This is a genomic window from Limnohabitans sp. (genome assembly GCF_031539105.1).
In the GTDB taxonomy this organism is placed as follows: domain Bacteria; phylum Pseudomonadota; class Gammaproteobacteria; order Burkholderiales; family Burkholderiaceae_C; genus Limnohabitans.
The window spans coordinates 32,456-58,367 of the sequence record NZ_JAVKLM010000036.1 but is presented as its reverse complement, the minus strand read 5'-3'; the positions used below and the strand labels follow the sequence as shown (position 1 = coordinate 58,367).

General features: G+C 55.8%; 29 protein-coding genes and 1 tRNA gene. 18 read left to right on the top strand and 12 right to left on the bottom strand.

The window, feature by feature from the left end:
- Nucleotides 1-45 precede the first annotated feature (45 nt).
- Genes RMR24_RS09820 through RMR24_RS09785 form a run of 8 tightly spaced genes read left to right on the top strand, consistent with a single transcriptional unit; the run spans nt 46 to nt 6,496 of the window.
- Nucleotides 46-318 (top strand): flagellar biosynthetic protein FliO, encoded by a 273-nt coding sequence (locus RMR24_RS09820; protein WP_310614896.1) that lies wholly within the window; start codon nt 46-48, stop codon nt 316-318.
- A complete protein-coding gene (gene fliP, locus RMR24_RS09815) occupies nt 308-1,081 on the top strand; it encodes a flagellar type III secretion system pore protein FliP (protein WP_405023334.1) in 774 nt (257 codons plus the stop codon). The genes RMR24_RS09820 and fliP overlap by 11 nt, the downstream gene beginning before the upstream one ends.
- Nucleotides 1,082-1,092: 11 nt before the next feature.
- A complete protein-coding gene (fliQ, locus tag RMR24_RS09810; RefSeq protein WP_310614895.1) occupies nt 1,093-1,362 on the top strand; it encodes a flagellar biosynthesis protein FliQ in 270 nt (89 codons plus the stop codon).
- 14 nt (nt 1,363-1,376) lie between these two features.
- On the top strand, nt 1,377-2,144 hold the full coding sequence (gene fliR, locus RMR24_RS09805) for a flagellar biosynthetic protein FliR (RefSeq protein ID WP_310614894.1): 768 nt from the start codon (nt 1,377-1,379) through the stop codon (nt 2,142-2,144).
- Nucleotide 2,145: 1 nt separating this feature from the next.
- Nucleotides 2,146-3,294: a flagellar biosynthesis protein FlhB gene (gene flhB / locus RMR24_RS09800; RefSeq protein ID WP_310614893.1), complete on the top strand. Its 1,149-nt coding sequence runs from the start codon at nt 2,146-2,148 to the stop codon at nt 3,292-3,294.
- A 19-nt stretch (nt 3,295-3,313) separates the two neighbouring features.
- Nucleotides 3,314-4,837: an SPOR domain-containing protein gene (locus tag RMR24_RS09795; RefSeq protein WP_310614892.1), complete on the top strand. Its 1,524-nt coding sequence runs from the start codon at nt 3,314-3,316 to the stop codon at nt 4,835-4,837.
- Nucleotides 4,838-4,859: 22 nt separating this feature from the next.
- Complete coding sequence (locus tag RMR24_RS09790) at nt 4,860-5,234, top strand: hypothetical protein (protein WP_310614891.1); 375 nt, start codon at nt 4,860-4,862, stop codon at nt 5,232-5,234.
- A gap of 2 nt (nt 5,235-5,236) precedes the next feature.
- The gene (locus RMR24_RS09785) at nt 5,237-6,496 is read left to right on the top strand and encodes a hypothetical protein (RefSeq protein WP_310614890.1); all 1,260 of its coding nucleotides are present in this window, start codon (nt 5,237-5,239) and stop codon (nt 6,494-6,496) included.
- Here the strand turns inward: RMR24_RS09785 and RMR24_RS09780 are convergent.
- From RMR24_RS09780 to RMR24_RS09770, 3 genes are read right to left on the bottom strand one after another with little or no spacing between them, the layout of a single operon-like run.
- Nucleotides 6,493-8,109, bottom strand: a complete 1,617-nt coding sequence (locus RMR24_RS09780) for an FMN-binding glutamate synthase family protein (RefSeq protein ID WP_310614889.1) — start codon at nt 8,107-8,109, stop codon at nt 6,493-6,495. The two genes, RMR24_RS09785 and RMR24_RS09780, sit on opposite strands and share 4 nt — an antisense overlap.
- Before the next feature lie 30 nt (nt 8,110-8,139).
- Nucleotides 8,140-8,649, bottom strand: a complete 510-nt coding sequence (locus RMR24_RS09775; RefSeq protein ID WP_310614888.1) for a hypothetical protein — start codon at nt 8,647-8,649, stop codon at nt 8,140-8,142.
- Entirely contained in the window at nt 8,646-9,605 is a 960-nt protein-coding gene (locus tag RMR24_RS09770) for a ParA family protein (protein WP_310614887.1), read from the bottom strand. Before RMR24_RS09770 ends, RMR24_RS09775 begins: the two co-directional genes overlap by 4 nt.
- Before the next feature lie 325 nt (nt 9,606-9,930).
- Between RMR24_RS09770 and pal the strand changes: the two genes are divergently transcribed.
- The 8 genes from pal (at nt 9,931) to RMR24_RS09730 (ending at nt 16,271) form a co-directional block, all read left to right on the top strand.
- On the top strand, nt 9,931-10,425 hold the full coding sequence (pal, locus tag RMR24_RS09765; protein WP_310614886.1) for a peptidoglycan-associated lipoprotein Pal: 495 nt from the start codon (nt 9,931-9,933) through the stop codon (nt 10,423-10,425).
- Between the two features lie 23 nt (nt 10,426-10,448).
- Nucleotides 10,449-11,348 (top strand): NUDIX hydrolase, encoded by a 900-nt coding sequence (locus RMR24_RS09760; protein ID WP_310614885.1) that lies wholly within the window; start codon nt 10,449-10,451, stop codon nt 11,346-11,348.
- 5 nt (nt 11,349-11,353) lie between these two features.
- Nucleotides 11,354-12,121 carry an enoyl-ACP reductase FabI gene (gene fabI, locus RMR24_RS09755; protein ID WP_310614926.1) on the top strand — a complete coding sequence of 256 codons (768 nt, stop codon included), beginning with the start codon at nt 11,354-11,356 and terminating at the stop codon, nt 12,119-12,121.
- Nucleotides 12,122-12,129: 8 nt separating this feature from the next.
- Complete coding sequence (locus RMR24_RS09750) at nt 12,130-13,569, top strand: bifunctional enoyl-CoA hydratase/phosphate acetyltransferase (protein WP_310614884.1); 1,440 nt, start codon at nt 12,130-12,132, stop codon at nt 13,567-13,569.
- Nucleotides 13,566-14,771: an acetate/propionate family kinase gene (locus RMR24_RS09745; protein WP_310614883.1), complete on the top strand. Its 1,206-nt coding sequence runs from the start codon at nt 13,566-13,568 to the stop codon at nt 14,769-14,771. Before RMR24_RS09750 ends, RMR24_RS09745 begins: the two co-directional genes overlap by 4 nt.
- Before the next feature lie 21 nt (nt 14,772-14,792).
- Nucleotides 14,793-15,263 (top strand): flavin reductase family protein, encoded by a 471-nt coding sequence (locus RMR24_RS09740; RefSeq protein WP_310614882.1) that lies wholly within the window; start codon nt 14,793-14,795, stop codon nt 15,261-15,263.
- Between the two features lie 4 nt (nt 15,264-15,267).
- The gene (locus RMR24_RS09735; protein ID WP_310614881.1) at nt 15,268-16,158 is read left to right on the top strand and encodes a hypothetical protein; all 891 of its coding nucleotides are present in this window, start codon (nt 15,268-15,270) and stop codon (nt 16,156-16,158) included.
- Between the two features lie 36 nt (nt 16,159-16,194).
- Nucleotides 16,195-16,271: transfer RNA gene (locus RMR24_RS09730), tRNA-Met, on the top strand.
- 81 nt (nt 16,272-16,352) lie between these two features.
- Here RMR24_RS09730 and RMR24_RS09725 read toward each other — a convergent pair.
- The 9 genes from RMR24_RS09725 to RMR24_RS09685 form a co-directional block, all read right to left on the bottom strand.
- Nucleotides 16,353-16,817 (bottom strand): hypothetical protein, encoded by a 465-nt coding sequence (locus RMR24_RS09725; protein WP_310614880.1) that lies wholly within the window; start codon nt 16,815-16,817, stop codon nt 16,353-16,355.
- Between the two features lie 64 nt (nt 16,818-16,881).
- Nucleotides 16,882-17,148 carry a hypothetical protein gene (locus RMR24_RS09720; protein WP_310614879.1) on the bottom strand — a complete coding sequence of 89 codons (267 nt, stop codon included), beginning with the start codon at nt 17,146-17,148 and terminating at the stop codon, nt 16,882-16,884.
- Between the two features lie 109 nt (nt 17,149-17,257).
- Entirely contained in the window at nt 17,258-17,833 is a 576-nt protein-coding gene (locus RMR24_RS09715; protein ID WP_310614878.1) for a hypothetical protein, read from the bottom strand.
- Nucleotides 17,834-17,878: 45 nt separating this feature from the next.
- Nucleotides 17,879-18,616, bottom strand: a complete 738-nt coding sequence (locus RMR24_RS09710) for a TerC family protein (protein WP_310614877.1) — start codon at nt 18,614-18,616, stop codon at nt 17,879-17,881.
- 90 nt (nt 18,617-18,706) lie between these two features.
- The gene (locus tag RMR24_RS09705) at nt 18,707-19,486 is read right to left on the bottom strand and encodes an enoyl-CoA hydratase (protein WP_310614876.1); all 780 of its coding nucleotides are present in this window, start codon (nt 19,484-19,486) and stop codon (nt 18,707-18,709) included.
- 52 nt (nt 19,487-19,538) lie between these two features.
- Nucleotides 19,539-21,374 carry a peptidase M61 gene (locus RMR24_RS09700; RefSeq protein WP_310614875.1) on the bottom strand — a complete coding sequence of 612 codons (1,836 nt, stop codon included), beginning with the start codon at nt 21,372-21,374 and terminating at the stop codon, nt 19,539-19,541.
- 4 nt (nt 21,375-21,378) lie between these two features.
- Complete coding sequence (locus RMR24_RS09695) at nt 21,379-21,831, bottom strand: DUF3429 domain-containing protein (protein WP_310614874.1); 453 nt, start codon at nt 21,829-21,831, stop codon at nt 21,379-21,381.
- 31 nt (nt 21,832-21,862) lie between these two features.
- Nucleotides 21,863-22,588, bottom strand: a complete 726-nt coding sequence (locus RMR24_RS09690) for a DsbC family protein (protein ID WP_405023333.1) — start codon at nt 22,586-22,588, stop codon at nt 21,863-21,865.
- Between the two features lie 20 nt (nt 22,589-22,608).
- Nucleotides 22,609-23,730 (bottom strand): FAD-dependent monooxygenase, encoded by a 1,122-nt coding sequence (locus RMR24_RS09685; RefSeq protein WP_310614873.1) that lies wholly within the window; start codon nt 23,728-23,730, stop codon nt 22,609-22,611.
- Nucleotides 23,731-23,817: 87 nt separating this feature from the next.
- On the opposite strand from RMR24_RS09685, the gene RMR24_RS09680 reads away from it, so the two are divergent.
- The gene (locus RMR24_RS09680) at nt 23,818-24,738 is read left to right on the top strand and encodes an MOSC N-terminal beta barrel domain-containing protein (RefSeq protein WP_310614872.1); all 921 of its coding nucleotides are present in this window, start codon (nt 23,818-23,820) and stop codon (nt 24,736-24,738) included.
- 50 nt (nt 24,739-24,788) lie between these two features.
- On the top strand, nt 24,789-25,880 hold the full coding sequence (ychF, locus tag RMR24_RS09675) for a redox-regulated ATPase YchF (RefSeq protein WP_310614871.1): 1,092 nt from the start codon (nt 24,789-24,791) through the stop codon (nt 25,878-25,880).
- Nucleotides 25,881-25,912: the final 32 nt, after the last annotated feature.

The following is a 25,912-nucleotide window of genomic DNA, read 5'->3' as shown; positions in this document are numbered from 1 at the left end:
CACGTCCAGTGTCAAAAAACCGTCATCGCGCACAGGAAAAACATCATGCAAAGTTTCGATTGGGGTCAGTTCTTCGCCAGCACCTTCAGTGTGTTGCTGCTGCTGTGCGGCGCCCTGTGGTGGGTCAAGCGCAACCGTGGCTTTGCGGCCAATGGTTTGGATGACAAACGCATTCAAGTGCTCGAAGCCTTGCCTTTGAGCCTCAAGCACAAGATGGTGCTGATTCAGGTGGACAACCAAATGGTGCTGGCCAGTGTCAGCCCCGCCGAGGTCAAAACACTGCACGCATGGACACAGGAGGCCAGCCATGCTGCGTAAGCCCATCACTAAAAAAATTCTCTACGTCATCTTGGCTTTGCTGCTGATCGCTTTGGCAGCCTTGCCCATGGTGTCGCACGCCCAAGGTATTCCATTGGTCAACGTGACAGGCGCTGCCGGCAAAGGCGGTCAGCAATACAGCATGAGCCTGCAATTGCTAGGCTTGATGACGACGCTCACGCTGTTGCCATCCATGCTGTTGATGATGACGTCTTTCGTGCGCATCATCATTGTGTTGTCTCTCCTGCGTCAAGCCATTGGTACTGCACAAACGCCACCCAACACCGTGCTGGTGGGTTTGGCTTTGTTCTTGACTTTCTTCATCATGTCGCCCGTGTTTGAAACGGTTTACAAAGATGCCGTGGGCCCCTACATGAACGGTACCTTGGACTTTGACAAAGCCTTGATCAAAGCCGAAGTGCCCGTGCGCGATTTCATGACCAAGCAAACCCGTGAAGACGACATTGCCATGTTCATGCAAATCTCGAATCGCCGTGAGTTGACGGATGCCACCCAAGTGCCATTCACCACGCTCATGCCAGCGTTCATCACCTCAGAAATTAAAAGTGCGTTCACGATTGGTTTCTTGATTTACATCCCGTTTGTGGTGATCGACTTGATCGTGGCCAGCGTGTTGATGTCCATGGGCATGATGATGTTGTCGCCCATGATTATTTCGATGCCGATCAAGCTCATGCTGTTTGTGCTGATTGACGGTTGGACGCTCTTGATGGCTTCTCTCGCCAACAGCTTTGTGTTTTAAGGAGTCGCACCATGGATAGCGCAGCAGTTGTCGATTTAGCCCGCCAAGCCCTGTGGATGACGATGATCATCTCGGGTCCCTTGTTGGCTGTGGGTTTGATTGTGGGTTTAGTGGTGGGTATTTTTCAAGCCGCCACCTCCATCAACGAACAGACCTTGAGTTTTATTCCCAAAATTTTGGCCATTGGTTTGACCATGTCGTTGGCCGGTGGTTGGATGATCAACACGATGGTGGACTACACCAAAGGCATCTTCATTCGTATTCCTAGTTTGTTCATGTAACTCGCCTGACAGCCATGAACGCCTCGCTCATTGAAATCCTAGACAAGTTTTTGGTCGTCATTTGGCCCATGCTTCGCTTGTCTGCGTTTCTGGCGTTCACCTCTATTTTTTCGATCCGCGCAGTCAACATGCGCATTCGCATTTCATTGGCATTTGCGATGGCGTTTTTTGTGTCGCAGCAAATTGAGATTCCCAAGATTGATCCCATCACAGCCGATGGCTTGATGGAAATCTCTCGTCAAATCTTGATCGGCCTGACCATGGGCTTGGTCTTCCAAGTGGCCTCGGCTGCTTTGGTGGTGGCGGGTCAAGCCATGTCGGGCTCGATGGGTTTGTCTATGGCCAACATGGTCGACCCCAACATGGGCAGCGTGCCTGTGCTGTCGCAGTTGTTCAACATCATGGGTACCTTGGTTTTCTTAGGCATGGGCGGCCACTTGATTGTGTTTGGCTTGGTGATGGAGTCGTTCAAACTCATTCCTATTGGCCAGCCGTTTTTCAGCCAAGACATGTTGGGCAAGATGATCAACTGGAGCTCCATGATGTTCTTGGGTGCTTTGCTGATTGCCTTGCCCGTGATGATGACGCTGTTGTTCATCAACGTCGGTCTAGGTTTTGTGGCCCGTGCGGCACCAAGCTTGAATATTTTCACAGTGGGTTTTCCTGCGCTGATCTTGATGGGTTTCATCGTCATGATCTTTTCGATGGGCAACAACGTGGCCCGCATTGATTGGGTATGGACGCAAGCATTCATGATGCTGCGTTCGTATTTGGGAGGCTGACATGTCGGAAGAAAGCGGCCAAGACAAAACCGAAGAACCCACGGCGCAGCGGTTAAAGAAAGCCCGCGACGACGGACAAATTGCGCGTTCGCAAGAGTTGGCCCCTGCCGCCATGATGGTGATTGCCACCGTGTTTTTCAGCATGATGGGCCATCACATCTTCAGCAGCATGAGCAACTTGTTCAAAAGCCAGTTGCAGTTTGACCGCCGCATCACCGACAAAGCAGAACTACTGCCCGCTATTTTTGGCAGCTCCATGGTGGATGGTTTCTTGATCGTTTTGCCTTTGATGGCCATTCTGTATGTGATCGCTATTTTGTCGACCACCTTGGCGGGAGGATTGATCTTCTCACCACAAATGGTCATGCCCAAGTTCAGCAAGCTCAACCCCATGACGGGTTTGGCGCGCATGTTTGGCAAAGAGGCTTTGGTCAACCTTGGCAAAGCGGTGATCAAGTTTTTGTTGGTCGGCGCTATTCTGTTGGTGTCGGTCATGAACAACTTAGATGACCTCACACACATCTCGCAGATGGACCTCAATGCCGCCATCAAAGTGGCAGGCACCATCATTGTGGATTCTTGTATTTGGCTCAGTTTCGGTTTGGTGTTGGTGGCATTGGTCGATGTGCCGTTGCAACGTCACCAGCTTAACGAGAAGCTGAAGATGACCAAGCAAGAGGTGAAAGACGAGATGAAAAACTCGGAAGGTAACCCCGAGGTTAAAGGCCAAATTCGCCGCCGCCAGCACGAGATTTTGAACAACAAGATGATGAGCAAAGTCAAAGACGCTGACGTGGTCATCACCAACCCCACCCACTTTGCGGTGGCCCTGTCGTATGACCCGATGGGTGACGGTGCGCCCATGTTGGTGGCCAAGGGGGATGACGGCTTGGCAGCTCGTATTCGTGAGGAAGCGAAAGAGCACAACGTTTATATTTTTGAGGCGCCTTTGTTGGCTCGCGCCTTATACTTCACGACCAAGCTGGATCACCCGATTCCAGAGGCGCTGTACCACGCTGTTGCGCAGGTCATTGCCTATGTGTTCAGCCTGAACCAGTCTTATGGTCGTGGCCAGGAAGTGGTCAAGCCATCGCCCTCCGTTCCGAACGACATGAAGTTCGACTCGAACGGCGCTTTGATGAACTCTTAAGACCTGAAGTTTGAGCCGCATGACAGACATTTACCAAAGCCCCGGTGACCGGTTGCGATTTGAAATACTCCTGAAGTCATTGACCGAAGGCAGTATCAATCTCGCAGTGTTGAGCGATCACGAGATGGTGCTCGATTACTACGGCAGCTTGTTTGAAGAGCGTTTGCGTGCCAAGGGCGAAACCCACATCGAGTGGTGCAGCTCCACCAACTCTGAGCGCTTGGTTCAACAATTCAACGAAATCTTGTCTGAAATCACGCTCGACCAAGCGCTGGAAAAAGACAAAAAACACGCGCCCCGTCGCTTCTTGGTATTCCGCGATTCCGTTCTGATGCAAGACTTTGAGCTGCAACTGTTGGCCCGTTTGGTCAACGGTTTTCCAGCGGGCAACATCAGTGTGATTTTGCTCATCAACAGCGCGGCCAACTACCAAAGCAAAGTGGATGCGTTTGGTAAAAACTTGCTCAAGTGGAACGTCGAAACCGAAGCCGGTGAAGCCAAACAAAAACTGACCGATTGGGTGGTCACCGAGCCCGAGCCTTATGTGGCAGCGTCAAAGATCGAGCCTACTTTCTTGGCCGATCCGCCCACGCTGAGCGATGAGGTGGTGCCTGTGTCTAAGTTGCTCAACTTGCCCACCAAAACCGCATGGCGTGTGCCTGGCTTTGGTAAGAAAGAAGAACCTGCGCTGAGCCCCGAGCCCTTGCCCGCCTTTGTGCCACCGGCGATGCCGGTTCCTGCGCCTGCCTCGACGCCTGTTCCAGTTGCGCCCGTGATGGCGGCTGACACCTCACGCGAACCCGAGTTGCGTGCGCCCGCGTTGGCGGCCGCTACTGGCGCAGAGGATGGCGACTTGTTCAAACGCCAACCCCGCAAATCACGCGCGGGTTGGGTGTTGTTGGTCTTGCTCATGTCCATGGCTGCATTTGGTGCCATGTACAAAGACTGGGTTTTAGAAGAAGCCGAGTTGCTGAAGAAATACCTGCTGCGCGGGACGCCTGCCGCGGCCGCGCCCGACGAAGCCGCCAGTGCGGCGGCTGCTGCAGCGTCTGCTGCGAGTGCCGAAGCTTTGGCTTCCGCCGAGCTTGCGGCCTCTGTGGCAGCTGAAGCGGCCCGTGTGGCCAGCCAAGCCGAAGAGGCGGCCTCTGCCGCTAGTGCGGTGGCTTCGGTAGCGGTTGCGCCTGCGACTGTGCCTGTGGCTTCAGAGCCCGTGGCTGTTGCGGCCAAAACTGAGACCAAGCCCGAGGCCAATTCGGACGAAGCTTGGGTCAAGCAATTGCCGGCCAATGGCTATGTGGTTCAGCTCGCTGCCATGGACACCCAAGAGGACATGCGAAGCTTTCAGCGCAGCAATGCAGCCTACGCCAAGGCACGCATCATGCGCGCACGTCAAAAAGACTCAGGCAAGCGTTATTTCATTTTGGTGGCGGGGCCTTTTGAAACCAAGGCTCAAGCCGATGCTTTCATGCAGTCCAGCCCCTTGTTGGCCAAAGGCTGGTTGCGCAGCACCAAGTCGATGACCGCCCAATTTACAAAGTCCTAAAGCGCAGGCTAGGAACCAGCTTATGAGCCAAGAACACGAAAAAACAAGTCCAGAGGCTGTCGCGTCTGAAGGTATTCATACCGAGGCTTCGCCATTTGAGCTTGGCTATCAGCCTGAAAACTTGCCCAAAATTTCGGTGCCTGACTTAGCCGACGATGCGCAAGGCTTGACGGCCGAAGCCTTGGAGCAAATTCCTACGCTGACAGAAGAAGCCCCTGTGCCCCAAGTTGAGCCCGTCATCGACGAGCCAGTTGTGGCGCCTGCTCAAGACATCCCCGTTCAAGCCGATACATGGACTGAAGCTTTGCATGTCCGCATGGGCAGGCTCACTGACGACATACACACACTCAACACCCGACTGGATCGGCTTGAGGACCAAAACAAGGCAAAGGTTTGAACATGGCTGACGAACAAATACCGACGGAAGAGGCGATTGCGCCTACAGAAGCCATCTTGGACGTCGATGCAACGGCCGATCGTCTGAACGACATCGCATCGCAGTCGTTGGACACCAATGAGGTGGCACGTCAGATTGAAGAGCTCACCTCGGTGGTGCTTGATTCGGCTGAGGTGTCCACACGTTCTGCGTCGATTGCGGCTGACGTGAGCGCCACCATGCGTGCCGTGGTGTTCAAGATTCAAGAAAACAACCGCCGCAACGTGATGCATTCGCGCATCATGCTGGGTGCTTTTTGCGCCTGCTTGTTGATTGCCATGGCCATTTTCTTTGCCATCACCATGAAGATGACCAAGTCCATCAAAGAACTCGACACCATGGTGTATGCCATGGCCAAGCGCGTGATTGAGGTGGATGCCAGCCTGACAGCAATTGGTAAAACCAATTCGGATTTTTCAGAAATTACCGAAAAGCAAGACGAAGTCATCACCACCCAAACCCAAGTGGCCAAACGCTTGGAAGAATTGGGCAAAAGCCTAGCTGCCATGCCCACGGTGGTGGCGACAGAAGCCAACAAGTCGAGCGACCTTAAGTTCAAAGACATGCAAAAGCAGCTGACCACGCTGGAGAGCAAGTTGCAATCGTTTGATGGCAAGTTGCAAAGCATGGCGGACAAAACCTCGCGCTCGCCTGCTGCTGCAGCGGTGGCGAGCCAAGGCCCCAGCACGCAAGTGTTGTTGACTGAAATTCAAAAGATCAAGTCTGACCTGAATGCCGCTGTGCAAGTGCGCGAGCGCACGCAAACTGCAGCAGAGGCAACAGCACTCAAGAACATCGAGAAAACCATCGACAAAGCCGCTGTGGCTGCTGGTGATGCGCAAAAGGCAGCTGACAAGGCTGCACTGTCAGCCAAGATTGCAAGCGAGGCTCAAAAAGCTGCTGCTGCTTCTGAAAAAGCTTCTGCCGCTGAACGTCTTGCGCAACAAAAAGCTGCCGCCGAGCGTGCCGTGGCCATGCGCATGCAGCCTGAAAAACCGGTGAAGTCGGCAGAGCAAATTGCCGAAGAAAAAGCAGCGGCTGAACGCGCTGGTGCGGCCCGCGCTGCGAAGGCGGCTGCTGACAAAGCTGCTGCCGACAAGGCCGCTGCCGCAGAGCGTGCTGCAGCCGAAAAAGCCCGTGTGGCTGCAGCTGCCGCGGCCGCTGCTAGCGTGCCACCGGTGGTTCGCGAAAAACCTATTCAGTACCCACGCGTACCGGATTAAATGCCAAACTGTTTGGCGCTGGCCAGTTGCCAGTCGCTGAACACGGCAGGCAAGGCGCTCACATCGTCTTTGAGCAAGGCACCCGCCTCTAGGGTGTCGACCAAGTCCGACAAATGCAAGGTCTGCGTTTCGCTCACGCGGCGCATGATGTGACGCGGTGTGAAGTCGTGCGGGGTTTTGAGGCCCGAGGCTTCCATGAGTTCTTGCAAGGCTTCCAATGTGTGTTCATGGAAGTTTTCAACGCGCTCGGCTTTGCTAGGGACCACCAGTGCCATTTGACGCGTTGGGTCTTGCGTGGTCACGCCTGTGGGGCAGTTGCCGGTGTGGCAAGTTTGGGCTTGGATACAGCCCAACGCAAACATAAAGCCGCGTGCGCTGTTGCACCAATCAGCTCCCAATGCCAAGGCACGCGCCATGTCGAAGGCGCTCACAATCTTGCCGCTGGCACCCACACGAATGCTGTTGCGCAAACCCGCGCCAACCAAGGTGTTGTGCACCAAGCGCAAGGCTTCTTGCAGGGGCATGCCCATGTGGTCAGAGAATTCCAACGGTGCTGCACCTGTGCCGCCTTCGGCGCCGTCCACCACGATGAAGTCGGGCTGAATGCCGGTCTCCAACATGGCTTTGACAATGGCAAACCATTCCCATGGATGGCCAATACACAGCTTGAAGCCCACGGGCTTGCCTTCGCTCAAGGTGCGCAGTTGCTGAATGAAGGCCATCATTTCTAATGGTGTGCTGAAGCTGCTGTGGGTGGCGGGCGACACGCAGTCTTGGCCGACCATCACGCCGCGCGCTTCTGCAATTTCTTCGGTCACCTTGGGGCCGGGCAGCACACCGCCGTGGCCCGGCTTGGCACCTTGGCTGAGTTTGATCTCCACCATCTTGACTTGCGGTGAGCGCACGTTTTCTACAAAGTGCTCGGGACTGAAATGGCCATGCGCGTCGCGGCAGCCAAAGTAGCCAGAGCCGATTTCCCAAATCAAATCGCCGCCATGTGTGCGGTGGTGGCGTGAGATCGAGCCTTCGCCCGTGTCGTGTGCAAAGCCACCCATCTTGGCCCCGAGGTTCAGGGCTTGGATGGCATTGGCGCTGAGCGCACCAAAGCTCATGGCAGACACGTTGAACAGGCTGATGCTGTAGGGTTGTGTGCAGTCTTTGCCGCCCACTTGAATCCGGAAGTCATGCCCGTCCAATTGGGATGGCGCGATGGAATGGTTGATCCACTCATAGCCAATGGCACGCACATCGAGTTGTGTGCCAAAGGGGCGTTTGTCAGTTTGGCCCTTGGCGCGTGTGTAGACCAAGGTGCGTTGGGCGCGCGAGAACGGGGAGGCTTCGGTTTCTGACTCTAAGAAATACTGGCGAATCTCGGGGCGAATGGTTTCGAGCATGAAGCGCAAGTGCCCAATGATGGGGTAGTTGCGCAAAATGGCATGGTGCGATTGCTGCAAGTCGTGCAGGCCGACCAGGCATAACAACAAAAACACGGTGGGCCACCAGCCACTCAGGCCCATCACGCCGGCGCCCAAGAGCGAGAAGACGAGTAAAACAACCGATGCAATGAACGCTGTGTAGCGCACCGGATAAATCTGATTGAGTTTGTCCAGCATGCGCGGCGCTCCTAGGCGATTGGGTGGTGTTTATGGTTTGAGTTTGGCTGACAGTTTGGTTTGGGCCAAGGCTGACACTTCGGCACGCAAACGCGCCGAGCTCAGCTGTTGGTCAGCGGCCTGTTGCACATCAGACAGGTGCGACAAAATCGTGCCGCGCAAGTTGACCAGCTCATGCTCCAGCTTGTGCAAACGCTCTTGCAGCTCGCGTTGCAAGGCCATGCGCTCGGTGAGCAAATTGACTTCGGCGGCAATGGTGCGCCAGGTTTGGGTCAGGTCATCGTTGGGCGGCACGCGCAGTTGCTCGAACAGCTCATTGATGAGTGGGTCAAAGATAGGGGATGCTTGCCCTGACATGCTGTCTGGTGTTTCAGTCAGCGTGGGCACGTTCTCAGGCACCGCATTGAAATGCTGTGGCTGCGTGGGTGCGGCAGCCTGTTGCGTGTGGGATTGCAAAATCGAATTGACTTGCCCCCATCCGTCTTCAGGTGTGTATTGCTTGAGTCCTTTGAAGGACAAAAATTGTGGTTCGGAGCTCATTTATTCAACACACCCATGGACATGCGTTTGAGGAATTGCGGAATGCCCATTGATGCAATGTGCGTGCTTTCTGGAGCAACGACGTGAGGTGCCGATTTGTTGGCCATCTCTTCAGGGCGAATTTTTTGCATGCGGTGGCGACCCAAGATGGAATATTGGCTAGAAAGCGTCGCCGAGTTTGCCAGCAAACTGTTACGTTTCACGCCGGTTGCCGCCATGTTGGGTGAGCCTGGGCTGCGCATGACGGGCGCCGTGATGCGTGTATTGGCAGTTTGGCGCATGCCTTGTGCTGACTCGCGCATTTCGCGCGCTGCGCAAACCGATTTGCCAAATTCATTGAACGATGCGCCACAAGCGTCTTGCAAGTCCATCAAATAGCCACGTTCAAACATCTCGCGGGCCGATTGCGCTTCGAGCACAGGCGGCGCGAGCATGAAGCTGACGGGAAAGCGTTGCTTTGAAAAAATGTCGCTGTGCAGCTGCTCAGGGTGAACGCGGGTGGGACACACCAACAGTGTGGGAGGGGTGTGGATGGCCGAGTCAAACACCCAACGGTGGCGGCTTAAGAAGCCAGCTGTAGCCGCCAACTCAATTTCCGACACCGACGTTGGCACGATCACCAAGTCGTATTCAAACATCAACTCGCCCGCGATGGAGTCGGTCCATGTCAAGTCGCAAATCACCACGTCGCTGCTGCTGGCCGCGCGGCGCAGGTGCAGGCGCGCATCCAAGATGGGGCGATTGCCGCCTTGGTCCAAAGGCAAGATGTGGTGCTGTACCACCACGCCAATATTGGGCGCGCGTGTCAGCCAAGTGCTGGAGGAGCCATGGGTGTCAAAGTCGATCATCGTCACGGTTTGACCCTGGCGGCGCAAATAGGCGGCCAAATTGGCAGAAACCGTGCTTTTACCCACGCCGCCTTTTTGACTGGTGACCAGAATTTTGAATGTTGACATCGTCTTACCCTTCGAGCTGAGCTAGCAGCACTTCATATTTTTGTATTTCAAACACCCGAAATTTCTAACGGGGAATGGAATTTACATGGGCACTGCCACCGTGGTCAATGTGCTGTTTTATCGGCACATAGCGGCGGAACCTTGATTTTTATGACCAATTGAATACTTTTTAATTGATCTGTATAAATAAAAGAATTAATATTAACAAAATTCTCTATGTCATTGATTTATAAAAGATTTTCCGTATGTGTCAAAAAAAACAACACTTTCAAGCTGAAAGGTATCCGTTAAAATTCAAGGGTTAATTTTACAAACTAAAAAAACCATGTCCAAACGTTTACTTGCCATCTTCTCAATCGTGTCTGTCGCGTTGTTGTCTGCTTGCAGCTCCACCAAACTCGACAACAGCAACGTCTCCGATGCCAAAGCATCTTCTTCAGTGGCTGCTGTGGTGGCCGACCACTTGAACCCCAACAGCGCCATCTCTAAAGAGCGCAGTGTTTACTTTGGTTTCGACCAGTTCGACATCAAGGCTGACCAAGCTGCGGTGGTTGAGCGCCAGGGCAAATACTTGGCTGCCAACGGTGCCTTGAAAGTGCGCGTCGAAGGCAATGCCGACGAACGTGGTGGCCGTGAGTACAACTTGGCCCTGGGCCAAAAGCGCGCTGAGGCTGTGGTGCGCGGCTTGAAGGCTTATGGCGTGAAAGACAGCCAAGCCGAGCCAGTGAGCTTTGGTAGTGAAAAGCCAAAGGCTGAAGGCCACGATGAAGCTGCTTGGGCGCAAAACCGCCGTGCTGATGTGGCCTACATCGCTAAGTAATCTTCAGATTCATCGCTGAGTTCATGCAACTCAACAGCGAGATCATCACAACACCACCGCGGGCTTCGGCCACGGTGGTGTTGTTACGTGATGAGCCCCAAAAAGGCTTGCAGGTCTTTTTGCTGCGCCGCCACAAAGCTTCGGCTGTGTTGGGTGGTGCTTATGTTTTTCCAGGTGGCAAATTAGACGATGCCGATTGCACGCCTGATGTACACGCCTATTTAGACACTTCACCGCAGGTGCTGCACAGCGCCTTGGGTGAGCCCGACTTGTCGTTGCACACCGCTGCCGGTCTGTATGTGGCCGCCGTGCGCGAAGTGTTGGAAGAGTGCGGTGTGTTGTATGCCCGCTTGAAACATAACGAGGCCTTGGCCCATGATGCCGCGCAACGCCAACAGTGGCAGCAAGCGCTGCATGGTGGTCAAGGCTTTGCCGAGGTGTTGCAACGTGCGGATTTGCGTGTGGACACGCAGCTCTTGGCGCCGTGGTCGCGTTGGATCACGCCGGTGCAACCGTCGGTGACCAACAGGCGTTTTGACACGCGATTTTTTGTGGCGGTGCTGCCAGCAGGGCAGCAGCCGGTGCACGACAACATTGAGGCTATTGACAGCGTGTGGCTGAGCCCGATGGACGCATTGACCCGCTATTGGGCCGGTGGCTTGCCGCTGGCACCGCCGCAAATCATGACCTTGGTGTCTTTGTTGTCACACCCCAGTACGGACAGTGTGTTGAACTGTGCCAAGCAGCAAACGCCAGCGTTGATTCTTCCCGAGCCGTTTGACGATGACGACGGTGTGCGCACCCTGTGCTACCCAGGTGATGTGCGTCATTCGTTGTCGCAACGCGCCATGCCTGGGCCCACGCGTTTACGTTTTGTGGCGGGCCGTTTTGAGCCCCCCCTTGGTTTTGAGGAGTTTTTATGAACACGATGTCCGCCTTTGACCTTCAAGGCAAAAAAGGTTTGGTGCTGGGCCTAGCCAACGAACACAGCATTGCATGGGGCTGTGCGCGCCAAGCGCAGGCCATGGGCGCTGAGGTGGTGGCGTCATGCCTGAACGACAAGGCCCGTCCGTTTGTTGAGCCACTCACTCAGCCCTTGGGCATGGAGCTGCAAACCTGCAACATCGAGACGCCTGAAGAGTTAGAAAAACTGGTGGCTTATGCCGTGGCCAAACTGGGCCGCTTGGACTTTGTGATTCACTCCATCGCTTGGGCACCACTGGCCGATTTGCATGGCCGTGTGATTGACAGCTCGAGCCTAGGCTTTGCCCGCGCCATGGAGGTGTCGTGCCACTCGTTTGCCACGCTCGCCAAACTGTGTGCACCGCACATGACGCACGGCGGCAGCCTGGTGACCATGTCTTACTTGGGTGCTGACGAGGCTGTGCCGCACTATGGCTTGATGGGGCCCGTCAAGGCGGCGCTTGAATCGTTGGTGCGCTACATGGCGGCAGAGCTTGGGCCCCAAGGCGTGCGCGTGTATGCGGTGTCGCCTGGGCCCATTCCCACACGTGCGGCCTCGGGCATTGAGGACTTTGACGCGCTAATGCAAAGCAACATCGCCAAAGCGCCACTGGGCCGATTGGTGACGCTGCAAGAAATTGCCAACCTCAGTACTTTCTTGTGCACCGATGCAGCCAGTGGCATGACAGGCCAAACCATTTATGTAGATGCCGGCAGCCACGCCGTGAACTGAAGCGCACCATGAACGACATCACCAACCCCATCACTGACCTCACCAACGACCCGACGAACGAGTGGCTAGAAAACTACCCCTACGACAGCATCGTGGTGGGGCAAGCGGCACGCTTGGTGCGCACGCTCTCTTTGGCTGACATCCAAGCCTTTGCAGCCGTGTCAGGCGACACCAACCCAGCGCACCTCGACCCCACTTACGCCAACGCCACCTTGTTTCATGGCGTCATTGGCCACGGCATGTGGGGCGGCTCGCTGATCAGCAGTTTGTTGGGCACCGTCTTTCCAGGCCCCGGCACGATTTACCTTGAGCAAAACCTGCACTTCAGCCGGCCTGTGCGAATCGGCGACACACTGAACGTGACCGTCACTTGCATCAGCAAACAAGACGACAAAAAAACGGTAGAGCTCGATTGTTTGTTGGTAAACCAAAAAGGCGAGCGCGTTTTGTATGGCGTGGCCAAAGTCATGGCTCCCACCGAAAAGCTGCGCATGCCGCGCATCCCTGCGCCGCACATCAGCCTGTTTGATCCCGAGCAACGCCATGCCAATTTGCTGGCGCTGGGCGCACATCTAGAGCCTGTGCGTTGCGGTGTGGTGCACCCCTGCGATGCCGACTCGTTGCAAGGCGCGATGGACGCGCACCATGCGGGGCTGATTCAAGCGTTGCTGATTGCGCCCGAGAAAAAGCTGCGCAGGGTGGCCGCAGAGGCCGGCATTGATTTGACGGGCATCGAAGTGATTGACGTGGCGCACAGCCACGATGCCGCTGACGTGGCGGCACAAATGGCTGCCGATAAAAAACTAGAAGCCCTGATGAAAGGCAGCTTGCACACGGATGAGTTAATTCATGCCGTGGTGTCGCAAAAAGGGCTGCGCACGGGACGGCGTATGTCACACGTGTTTCGCTTTGAAGCGCCCATGTACCCCAAGCCGCTGTACATCACCGATGCCGCGCTCAACATCGCACCCACCTTGGCCGAGAAAGCCGACATCGTGCAAAACGCGATTTTGTTTGCGCAAATCATGGGCGTGGCCGAGCCGAAGGTGGCCATTCTCTCGGCGGTTGAAACCGTCAATCCCAACATTCCTTCCACACTCGACGCCGCTGCCCTGTGCAAGATGGCCGACCGTGGGCAAATCAAAGGCGGTTTGCTCGATGGCCCGCTCGCCTTTGACAACGCGGTGTCTAGCCACGCGGCAGAGATCAAACACATTGCCTCTGCGGTAGCAGGCCAAGCCGACATTTTGGTAGCCCCCGATTTGGAGTCGGGCAACATGATGGCCAAGCAGCTGGAGTATTTGGCTGGCGCTTCTGGTTCCGGCGTGGTGTTGGGGGCACGCGTGCCGATTGCACTGACCAGCCGTGCCGACACCGCCACCACACGCAGCGCTTCTGCCTTGTTGGCCAAGCTCGTTGCCCACCACTACCGTACGCATCCCGCATGAGCATTCTGTCTGTTAACGCGGGCTCGTCGAGCCTCAAATTTGCGCTCTATCCCATTCAAGGCAAAGGCGCTGATGCTTGTATTGGTGAGGCTGAAGTCACAGGCAACATTGAAGGCTTAGAGCCTTCTGGTCAACCACGCATCAGTTTTCGTGTTGCTGGCCAAGCGAAGGAATCTGCCGCCGTGACGGTGCAGCCTGCACAAGACGTGTTTGATGCCGCGCTCACCACCCTCAAGGCTTTGCTGGTGTCACGCTTTGCGCATTTGCAGGTGCAAGCCATCGCGCACCGTGTGGTGCATGGCGGTGCGTTTTACAACAGCAGCGTGCGTGTGACGCCCGAAGTGATGGTGCAGCTCACCACACTGAATGCTTTGGCGCCATTGCACCAGCCGCACAATTTGGCGGGTATCAACGCGTTTGCTGAATCGTTTCCCGATGTGCCACAGCTGGCGTGTTTTGACACAGCGTTTCATCGCACCTTGTCACGCCTAGAAACTACGTTTGCGATTGACAAAAAGCTCACCGAACAAGGCGTGCGTCGCTATGGTTTTCATGGGCTGTCTTACCAATATGTGAGCCAAGTGCTACAACGTGACGTGCCTCGCTCAGCAGGTCGCACCGTGATGGCTCACTTGGGCAATGGTGCCAGCGTGTGCGCGACCATTGCCCACCAAAGTCGGGCCACCACCATGGGCTTCTCGGCCCTGGATGGTTTGATGATGGGCACGCGCAGCGGTGCACTCGACCCAGGTGTGCTGTTGTATTTGATGGAGCAGGGTTGGGATCACGACAAACTTCAAAAGCTGCTTTACAAACAAAGTGGATTGCTGGGTGTGTCGGGCGAGAGCGCTGACATGCGCACCTTGCGTGCGTCAAGCGCAGCAGGCTCTGAGGCGGCACGCTTTGCCACCGACTTGTTTGCCCATCGCGTGGTGCGCGAAGTGGGCGCACTCAGCGCTTGTGTGGGTGGTCTTGATGTGTTGGTTTTCACGGGCGGCATTGGCGAACATGACGCCGTGCTGCGCCAACAAGTGGGTGATGCTTTGGCCTACCTCGGCGTGCAGGTGAATGCTGCACGCAATGCCAAGGCCACGGGCGATCAAGCGGTATCGATTCACGCCGACAATAGCGCCATCGAGGTGTGGGTCGTTCCCACCGACGAAGGTCGAGTGGCTGCACAAGAAGCACTTGCGTTTTTATAAAAACAATTTAGAAAGCACGGCGTGAATATCAAAGACGCGATGAGCTGCTTCACCACCGGCGTGACCGTGGTGACAGCTCACACCAAAGGCCTTGACTGGGGCATGACTTGCAACTCCTTCAACACCGTATCGCTGGATCCAGCGATGGTGTTGTGGAGTGTGCGCAAAACATCAGCCAGCCACGAGGCGTTTGTCACAGCGGGTGGCTACATGGTCAACGTGTTGGGTGCACAGCAAAAAGACATCGCGCTCAACTTTGCACAGGGCACGCAGGCCGAACGTTTTGCCGACCAACAGTTGGTGCGTGGTGTGAACCAACACCCGCGCCTCGAGGGTGTGATTGCATGGTTTGACTGCCGCATCGCACAAGTGGTGTCAGCGGGTGATCACGACATCTTGATTGGCGAAGTGCTTGATTTCGGCGTGCAAGCGGGCCATGGCTTAGCTTATGCACAACGCAACTTTGGCGTGCTCGCGCCCTTCGAGGACTGAGCCTGTGGACATTTACGTCGCTTGGGCGTTCATCCTCGGTGTGATGTGTTCGGTCTCTTTGGTGATCGGCGCGTTGCTGGGGATTTATTTCAAGATGTCCAAGCGCATCGTGGGTTTGATGGCGGCATTTGGCGCGGGTGCTTTGCTTTCGGCTTTGGCCATTGAGCTGGTAGCCCCGTCCATTGACGCCTTCATGCGTGCCAGTTCGGCTGAGGTGCGTGCACATGAGGTGCGCAACTTCTTTCATTTGGTGGCCGGCGCTTTTGTCGGCGGCATTGTTTTTGTGATGCTCGACTGGGTGCTGATCGAGCACGGCGGTTACTTGCGTAAAACCGCATACCTGATTTCTAAATTCATGCATGAGCAGGCGCCCTTGCCCACAGGCGAAGAGCTAGAAAAAAAGCATGCTGCGCACGGCAATGCGGCGGTGGCCATTTGGCTGGGCAACTTGCTGGACGGTTTGCCCGAGAGCTTTGTGGTTGGCACGGTGTTGATGGCCACTGTCACCGCCAGTGTGCAAGCCGGTTCTCCTGTGGTGTTTTGGGATGTGTTGCCCTACACCTTGTTGGCAGGTTTGTTTTTATCCAACTTGCCCGAGGCCTTGTCTAGCTCTGCCCAAATGCGCATGCAGGGCATGGGTGTGCAACGCATCCTCCTCATGTGGTTGTCTTTGGTGTTGATGACGGGCATTGCCGCAGCATTGGGTGCAGTGATGGGCGAGTGGGTGCCACACAATGCCATGGTGTTTATTGAGGGCTTGGCCGCAGGCGCCATGCTCACCATGATTTGCGCCGCCATGTTGCCCGAAGCCACACACTTGGCACCGCCCAATTGGGTGGGCTTGGCCACATTGAGCGGCTTCTTTTCAGCCTTGTTGTTCAAGGTTCTCGAATAGACAGCAGCTGAAATGGTTTACAATCTTGCCCTGTTCGGTGGTATAGCTCAGTTGGTTAGAGCGCAGCATTCATAATGCTGATGTCGCAGGTTCAAATCCCGCTACCACCACCAAAAATAAAAACCCACAGTCTTTTGGCTGTGGGTTTTTTCTTGGGTGTGTCGTCTTGGGTCACGCAGCAGGGTTGAGGACTGTTACTGAAACGACTGAGATTGAGGCGTGAAGCATTTCAATAAAGCAGAAGGCATGTCTGGTGCCTGTCGGTACAAGTAGTCTCGAATAAAAGGCGCTGCAACCCAAGGATGTGTGTAGCCGCTCCAAACAGCATGAGGAACGATGGTGAATTCACCATTTGTTTCTTTGAGTGTGACCACCGCAGGCAACAGTTCATCAAATTCAACTTCCATCAAAAGCCACCTGTCACTTGACCAAGCACTGGCAATTTTTGCTGATTGGGAGTTGGGCGGACTGTAGGCTTGGATGAGGTCTTGAGCTTGTCGGTAAGCAGCCTTGTCAGCGTTCATAACCGTCACGTCTTTGCAGTTTCTGTTCAGTGCGACCCAATGGTTTTTTACCTCACCCAAAACGTCCACCTCGCGTCCGTCTATGGAGAGCAAGTTGCCATTTTCAGTTCTCACTACATGGATGTGTGTCAGCAAGACACCGCAAATGACCAAGGCTAACAGCGGTATTGAAACTCTAGGATGCATCTAAAACTGCAAATTAGCGAAATGCTTGCAAGTACTGATCGATTGAATAAACAGCGTAAGTCACTAAGCACAGCAAAGTTAAAAACAGCAACAGCACGTACGTATTGAGATTGAACTCTGTGCTTTCGTACCGATGCAGAATTTTCATCAATGGTTCGGCACGCGCAAACTGCTGCCCATTGAAGGTGAACTGCAACTCACTCATAGAAAACGTGACCTTGTATTTTTCATACAAGTACTTGGCGTATTCGGGATTGCTGAGCTGTCTTTCTTGGCGCAAGAAGACCTTGTGTCGACGCCGTTCAAAGAGGGGCCTGTGAGTTTGAGTCATTTGGATTCAAATTCTAGGCCTCACCCGGCGTGCACACAATGACATTGTTGTCACGCCTTTAGCGGCTGACGAAGGTGTCGGCCATGAATTTGTAGCCCTTGATCATCAGGCTTGCAAATGCCAAGACAAGCACGGTGCCCAACCAGTCGCCCATGCCCATGGCAAATGTGCTTTCAAGCCAGTGATCAGTGACGCCTTGCCAATAAAACCAAATTTGATGCACCGTCGCGCTGAACAAGGCAAACATCACCGAAATTTTGAAAAACCCAGCGGATGTCAAACCTGAAAGCTCAGAGCTGAGATTGAGGAAGTGAATCGCGATCAGACGCGACACATAAGGTGCGGCTGCAGACAGGGCAGAGGTCACGATGTTGAACACATGGGCGTCAGGTGAGCCCGTGCTGTAGTTGATGTACAGAGACGCAGCAGCGATGGCCAAAGCGCCTGTTTCTGGCAACACGAGCACCAGCAACAACCGCAACCCGCTGGGAAGATAAACCCAATTGGTGCCGTAAGAAAACTCAAACCAATCAAACCAATACAGGTTCAGCTGATAGGCGTAAAAGTACGCTATCGAACACACAAGAACTAAGACAGTTTGTGTGTGAAGGCTGATTTTTTCTTGGGATTGCATCCCGTCTATTCTAATTTCAACAAATAGACGGGGTGTTTTTCTACTTCAGGGCTGCTGCTGGTGCAGTTGCACCACCGTTTTGGCACGTTTGCGAAAGCGGATGTTCAGCATCTCCACACCCAGTGAAAACGCCATGGCAAAGTAGATGTAGCCCTTCGGGATGTGGTGGCCCAAGCCTTCGGCCATCAACACCACGCCCACCACCACCAAGAAGGTGAGGGCCAACATTTTGATAGAGGGGTGGTTGGACACAAAGCGGCCAATGCCTGAGGCAAACGCCATCATCAAACCCACCGATGCGATGACGGCGGCAATCATGATGGCCACTTCGTCCACCATGCCGACCGCTGTGATGATGGAGTCGAGTGAGAACACCAAGTCAATCACCATGATTTGCAAAATGATGGCTGCCATGGTGTTACCCGCAGCTGAGCCACCGTGTTCTTCCTCCCCTTCGAGCGATTGGTGAATTTCACCCGTGCTTTTCCAAATCAGGAACAGGCCACCCAAAATCAAAATCAGGTCGCGGCCTGAAATCTCTTGGCCAAAGACCGTGAACAAAGGGGCCACCAAGCCCACGATGATCGACAGCAACAGCAGCAAACCGATGCGCATGAACATGGCCATGAACAAGCCAATGCGTCGCGCAAGCTCACGTTTTTCAGGTGGCAGCTTGTCCACCAGAATCGAGATGAAGATGATGTTATCGATGCCCAGCACCAACTCGAGTGCGGTGAGGGTGGCAAAGGCAATCCACGCTTGTGGGTCGGTCAGGAGTTCCATGCGGTGCTTTCTAATTCAGATCAACGCATGGTAACGAGCACGTAAAAGTCCACAAACTGTGGGCATTTAACGTGCTGTGCGGGCGAATGCTTATTGATGCTTGAAAGCAGCAGGGCGTTTGTTGACAAACGCGTCCATGCCTTCTTTTTGGTCTGCCGTGGCAAACAAGGCGTGGAACAAGCGGCGCTCGAACATCACGCCGTCGGCCAAGCCGCCTTCAAAGGCGCGGTTGACCGACTCTTTGGCAGCCATGGCGGCGATCTGTGAATAGCCGCAAATCATCAGTGCAGCGCCCAAGGTTTCTTCCATGAGTTTTTCCAATGGGACGACGCGGCTGACCAAGCCTGAGCGTTCAGCCTCGGTGGCGTCCATCATGCGGCCCGTCAAAGCCAGGTCCATGGCTTTGGCTTTGCCCACGGCGCGTGGCAAACGTTGCGTGCCGCCTGCGCCTGGGATGACGCCGAGTTTGATTTCGGGTTGGCCAAACTTGGCGTTGTCGGCGGCGATGATGAAGTCGCACATCATGGCCAGTTCGCAGCCGCCGCCCAAGGCAAAGCCGCTGACGGCTGCGATGACGGGTTTACGGATGCTGCGGATGGTTTCCCAATCGCGGGTGATGTAATCGTTCTTGTACACATCGGCAAAGCTGTAGGTCGCCATGGCACCAATGTCGGCACCCGCGGCAAATGCTTTTTCGCTGCCGGTGATGACCATGCAGCCAATGGCCTCGTTGACATCAAAGTCTTTGAGGGCTTGGCCCAACTCAATCATCAAACCTGCGTTGAGCGCGTTGAGCTGCTTGGGGCGGTTGAGTGTGATGACGCCCACTTTGTCGGCTTCGGTGTGGACGGTGATGAATTCGTAGCTCATGGGGTGGCTTTCCAAAGAGAGGTCAAGGCAGGTTAAATATTTTTGAACTGAACTATAGGCTGAGCCACTTGGCCACGAGCTTGGGGTTGTCCAGAACGAGACGCCACGTGCTGTTGGCTTTTGCATCTGGCAAAGCGAGCGTGAGCTTGAGTAGTTGGTGGTCGCGGCTCACAAGCGCTGTCACCTTTTTGGCCGTGCCTGCATACAGCAGCAAGTCGTCTAGCTTTTTCAGACGCCACGCTGAGGTTGTTTGCGCTGCTGTTTTGCTAGCCACTTCCACACCCAGCCATTCGTCACCCGGCGCAAAGCCAGCCTTGTGCGCCGCACTGCCACTGAGTACGGTTTTGATGTGAACGCTGTGGTCTTGCGCCACACGTAAGCCCAAACGTTGGGCCAGTTGCGCTGGGTCGTGTTGCACGCTCACGCCGTGGTGGGCGAGTAGTTTGTCAATTGGCAAGTCGCGTGTGCCGTGTACCCAAGCTTTGAACTCGGTCGACCATGACCGGCCTGTGAGTTCTTTGAGTACCGCCAGCACATCGGCCTCAAGCATGGGGCCCCGTGTTTTGTCGCTGCCTTTGCTGGCGCAGCAGCGCGCCCACAGGGCACGCATCACATCGTCCAGCGACACGCTGTGGTTTTTCACGCCGTGCTGGCGTAGCGTCAGGTCTAAGCACAAAGCCACCAGTGCGCCCTTGGTGTAGTAGCTCACGGTCAGGTTGGGACTGTTGGCGTCTTGGCGGTAGTACTTGGTCCACGCCTCAAAGCTCGACTGCGCCACGCTATGCACTTGGCGGCCCGGCGTTTGCAGCACTTGGTTGATGGTTTTGTTGAGTAGCTTCAAGTACTGTGCGTCGTCAATCAGCCCTGCGCGGCGCAACAGCAAATCGTCGTAGTAGCTGGTGAAGCCTTCAAAGAACCACAGCAACTCTGTGTAATTTTCTTGGGTGTAGTCGTAACGCGCAAACTCGGCGGGGCGCAAGCGCTTGACGTTCCAGGTGTGGAAATACTCGTGGCTGATCAGGCCCAGCAGTGTGGTGTAGCCCTCGCTTTGTTTGGCGTCCTTGGCAGAGCCATCGTTGGTGCTACGGCGCGGCAAGTCAGCGCGGTTGCAAATGAGGGCTGTCGAGTTGCGGTGCTCCAAGCCGCCATAGCCATCGGCCACGGCGTTGAGCATGAACACATAGTGTTTGTGCGGCGTGTCTGAGCGCTTTTTGCCATGCCCTGAATTTGGATGCCAGAAACGAATGGCGGTTTCGCAAATCTTTTGGCTGTCGCGCAGCAAACGCTCGCCGTCAAACGCAGGTGCCGCACCGGCCACCACAAAGCGGTGGTCGATGCCGCAAGCTTTGAAGCTGCCGCTCCAAAACGTGCCCATCTCCACGGGGCAGTCCACCAGCTCGTCGTAGTTGGTCGCCACATAGGTGCCAAAGCCTTGGCGGTCGGTTTTGACGGGCGTGAGGCCAGTGGCGACTTGCCATGTTTTGTGCGCGTTGAATGAATCGGCGACGAGTTCAAGTTGATGCGGCACATCAGCCAAGCCTTGAGCCTGCAAACACAAACTTGTGCCATTGAAAAAACCACGTTGCGTGGTCAGCCATGCGGTACGCACCGAGTCATCATGCGCATGCACTTGGTAGTGCAGGGTGAGGGGCTTGTCTGCTTCACAGTCGATCGCCCAAGTGGCCTTGTCGAGCTGCTGCACAGCCATGGCGCGTTGATCTTGGCGTGCGCTGATGCCTGTGATTTGCTTGGCAAATTCACGCACCATGTAGCTACCGGCAATCCACACAGGCAACGACACGCGTTGGCCTGCTGCGGGTCGTGCAATGGTCAGCGTCACGCCATACAGGTGGGCGTGCAGGTCGGCAGCTTCGATGCGGTAATGCATGGCGTTAGGTTGCGGCTGCGCCAAGCAAGCAAGCCAAGGTGGACACCACCGTCAAGCGAAAGCGCATGGTCATCCAATCGCGCAGGCCCGCTTCAGGCCATGTTTTGCGGTCCACCAAATAGCAGGCCACCAGCAACAACGCCAGCAAAGGCAAGCCAGCGAAGGCCGGCATGATGACGGCAATCCACGCCACCAACGAAGGAATCACGCCCCACACCATGTGCAGTTTGCGCTGCGGCGCGTTGTGGCGCAGGCCAATGCCCCAGTGGATGCCTCCTAAAAACGCAGCAATGGTGGCGCCATAAGCGCTGAGTGCGATGGCGACAAACGGGTGCGCTTCAGGGGTGACGATCCACATGAAGATGGCCAGCACCACGAAGGGAATGAGGCCTGCATAGCCCAAGCGTTCAATCAGTTGGCCTGCTTCGCTGTCGGGGGTGATGGGGGTGTGAACCATGGCGTACTCGTTTCTTGATGACTTGACTTGATTACTTGCTGGCGTCGGCCAACAGGCGTTCAATTTTGGCGCTGTCAATCGCGCCAGGAACGCGCGTGCCGTCTTGCGCGATCAGCGTGGGTGTGCCGGTGATTTTGTATTTGCGCGCGAACTCCAAGTTGCGGTCAATCGCAGCGGTGTTGCACTGTGCGGCAGGGGCGGGCGTGTCTTTTTGCATCAGGTTGACCCATGTGGTGCCCGGGTCTTTGGCGCACCACACGTTGCGCGATTTTTCGACCGAGCCAGGCCCGAGAACCGGCAACAAGAACAAGTACACCGTCACGTTGTCGACCTTGGCCAAGTCGCGCTCGAAGCGCTTGCAGTAGCCGCAGTTGGGGTCTTCAAACACGGCGAGCTTGCGCTTGCCATTGCCGTGCACGAGGGTGATCGCGTCTTTGAGGGGCAAGGCGTTGAAGTCAATCGCGCTGAGTTTGGCTTCACGCTCTTCGGTCAGGTTGCGTTTGCTTTTGGTGTCAATCAAGTTGCCTTGAATTAGGTAGTTGCCTGCGGCGTCGCTGTAGTAAATCTCGTTGGTGCTCAGGCGCAGCTCGTAAATGCCAGCCAAGGGTGTGGCGGTGATTTCTTCAATCTTGGGGATTTGCGGAATGCGCTCACTCAAGTTTTTGCGGATGGTGGCTTCGTGGCTTTGGGCCAAGGCGCTGGAAAAGCTGAGAGCCATGAGGGCGGCGGTGGCGATTGAGCGGAAGGTGTGTTGCATGTGGAGCTTCTTTTAAATGTTTAACCCATCGCTTGCTGCATGACCCAAGCCTTCAACGGTGCCATGCTGTTGAACCCATTCATCCCCCAGTTGCGCAGCGACTGCACGCCGCGGTTGGGGTGGGCAAATAGGCGTTGCAAGCCATCACAAGCCAGCCATGTGGGCACCATGTCGGCTTTGCGGGCACGTTCATAGCGGCGCATAAAGTAACGGTCGCCGACGCTGCGCCAGTAGTCTTTGGCCTCGCGGGCTTTCAGCACGTTTGCCAGTTCGGCCACATCGGCCAGGCCGAGGTTGAGGCTAAGTCCCGCGAGGGGGTGAATGTTGTGCGCTGCATCGCCTGCCAGCGCCCAAGCGCTGCCATCGGCAAAGTTGCCTGTCCAGCGGTCGGCGCGGGCCAGTTGCAGCGGCCACATGGCGCGTTCGCTGGTCAGCTCGATTTGGCCCAGCACACCGTGGCTGGCGTGTTCAAGTGCCACGCCAAATGCTTCAGCGCTTAAGGCCAGCATGTCTTTGGCGCGTTCGGGGGGCAGCGACCACACCAAGCTGGCGGTGTCACCCTGCACGCCGCCCAAAGGCAGCAGCGCCAAAATTTCTAAGCCCTGTGTGCCGTGGTGAAACCATTGCAACGCTTGTTGACGGTGCTGCGTGCTGCAACGCACGCGAGCGGCCACGGCGTGTTGTTGATACGGCAGCACGTCAAAGCTCACACCCAGCTCAGCGCGGGTGGTGCTGGCGCGGCCTTCGCACACCACCGTCAAAGCTGCGGGTTCGGGGGCGGTGAGGGGCGTAATTTCGGCTTGGTAACGCACAGCATCGGCCAGTTGGGCTTCCAGCACCGGCACGTCCACGATCCAAGTGAGACCTTCGGGCGTGGGGCTTTCAAAGTGGGCAAAACCGCCATCGTCGCCCCACACGCGCATGTGCTGCACGGGCGTGGCGTGCAAGGCGTCTGGCCAGCAGCGCAAGCCAGACAACAAGTCGCGAGAAGCACTGTTGAGTGAGTAAGCCCTAACGTCTTGCGATGTTTTTGAGGTCGAGCTGACCAAACCCACGCGCAGTTTTTGGCGTGCGAGCAGCAAGGCCAAGGTGCGTCCCACCATGCCATCGCCACGAATACAAACGTCCAGTTTTTGAGCCATGAAGTCGATTGTAGGAGGGCGGCACAATGCCGCATGACGTCCAGCTTTCAGCCCTCCACTCCACAAGTTCAAGGGGCTGCTTTGCCCATGCATTCGCCTAGCGCGTTTGAAGCCTGCATTGCCGCCTTGTGGGTGTTCCCCATCAAGTCGTGCGCTGGCATCTCGGTGCAGCACGCGTTGCTTATACCCACGGGCCTAGCCTTCGACCGCGCCTGGATGGTGGTCGACGCCGATGGCGAGATGGTGACCCAGCGCGAACTGCCGCGCATGGCCCTGATTCAGCCTGAGTTGGTGTGCCCGGGTGTGAGCGTGACTGAGCTGGTGCTTCATGCCCATGGCATGGTTGCATTGCACTTGCCGTTGACGACTGACTACCCAACCGAAAACCATGCCATCCACGTCCGCGTCTGGGGCGACCAAGTGCCCGCTTTCAACATGGGTGATGAAGCCAGCGTGTGGCTGACCGAGTTTTTGGGCAGCAGCCTAGGGCCTTTGCGTTTGGTTCGCTTTGACCCAGATCACCAGCGCCCCAGCAGCGCCAAGTGGACGCAAGGTCTGCCATCGCTCAACCAGTTCAGCGATGGTTTTCCGGTGTTGCTTGCCAGCACCGCCTCGTTGGATGAACTCAATGCCCGCTTGCAAGCCAAGGGCGAGGCGGCAGTGGATATGCGTCGGTTTCGGGCCAATGTGGTGTTGGGTCACAGCGCTGCACCACATGCCCACGAGCTCATGCCGCACGACGAGGACCGTATCGGCACGCTGACCTTGCACACCCAAGGTGAGTCCGTGCAGTTGCAGCCCGTCAAGCCGTGCCCGCGGTGTCCTATTCCTAATATCGACCCCGATTCAGCCCAAAGCCATCCAGCGGTGAATGACACTTTGCAGGTCTATCGGCAAGACCCGCGCGTCAACGGCGCGTTGACTTTTGGCATGAACTGCGTGCCAGTGGCAGGCATTGGACAAGAGTTGCGCGTGGGGCAACGCGTCAGCGCCGATTGGGCGTTTTAAAGCTGCCGAGCTGCCTCATTACAATCTGAGGCAGTTACAAGGATATTTTTATGAGTTTGAAATGCGGCATCGTGGGTTTGCCCAACGTTGGCAAATCCACCCTGTTCAACGCCCTGACCAAAGCGGGCATCGCGGCAGAGAATTACCCCTTTTGCACCATCGAGCCCAACACGGGTGTGGTCGAAGTACCTGACCCACGTCTGCAGCAATTGGCCGAGATCATCACGCCCGAGCGCATCGTGCCAGCGATTGTGGAATTTGTGGACATTGCAGGTTTGGTGGCTGGTGCCAGTACCGGCGAAGGCCTGGGCAACAAGTTTTTGGCCCACATCCGCGAAACCGACGCCATCGTCAACGTGGTGCGCTGCTTTGAAGACGACAACGTGATTCACGTGGCCAACAAGGTTGACCCCATTGCCGACATCGAAGTGATTCAGACCGAGCTGTGCTTGGCCGACTTGGCCGCCGTGGAAAAAGCCATTCACCGCGTGAGCAAAATTGCCCGCTCTGGCGACAAAGAAGCCGTCAAGCAAATGGCGATTCTTGAAAAGTGCCAAACCGCACTGAACGACACCAAGCCTGTGCGCACCATCGACTTCAGCAAAGAAGAGTTGGTCGAACTCAAGCAGTTCTTCTTCATCACCGCCAAGCCCGCCATGTTTGTGGCCAACGTGTCGGAAGATGGCTTTGAGAACAATCCATTCCTTGACCGCCTAAAGGCCTTTGCCCAAGCGCAAAACGCGCCCGTGGTTGCCATTTGCGCCAAGATCGAAGCCGAGTTGTCTGAAATGGACGATGCCGATCGCTTGGAGTTCTTGAAAGAACTCGGCCAAGATGAGCCTGGCTTGAACCGCTTGATTCGTTCGGCTTACACCCTGTTGGGCTTGCAAACCTACTTCACCGCGGGCGTGAAAGAAGTGCGCGCATGGACCATCCACGTGGGCGACACCGGCCCGCAAGCAGCCGGCGTGATTCACACCGACTTTGAGAAGGGCTACATCCGCGCCCAGACCATTGCGTTTGATGACTTCATCGCCTTCAAAGGCGAACAAGGTGCCAAAGACGCAGGCAAGATGCGCGCCGAAGGCAAGGAATACGTGGTGAAAGACGGCGACGTGATGAACTTCTTGTTCTCGTCTTAAGTAACTGCTTTGCAGCAAAGAAAAAGCCGCTC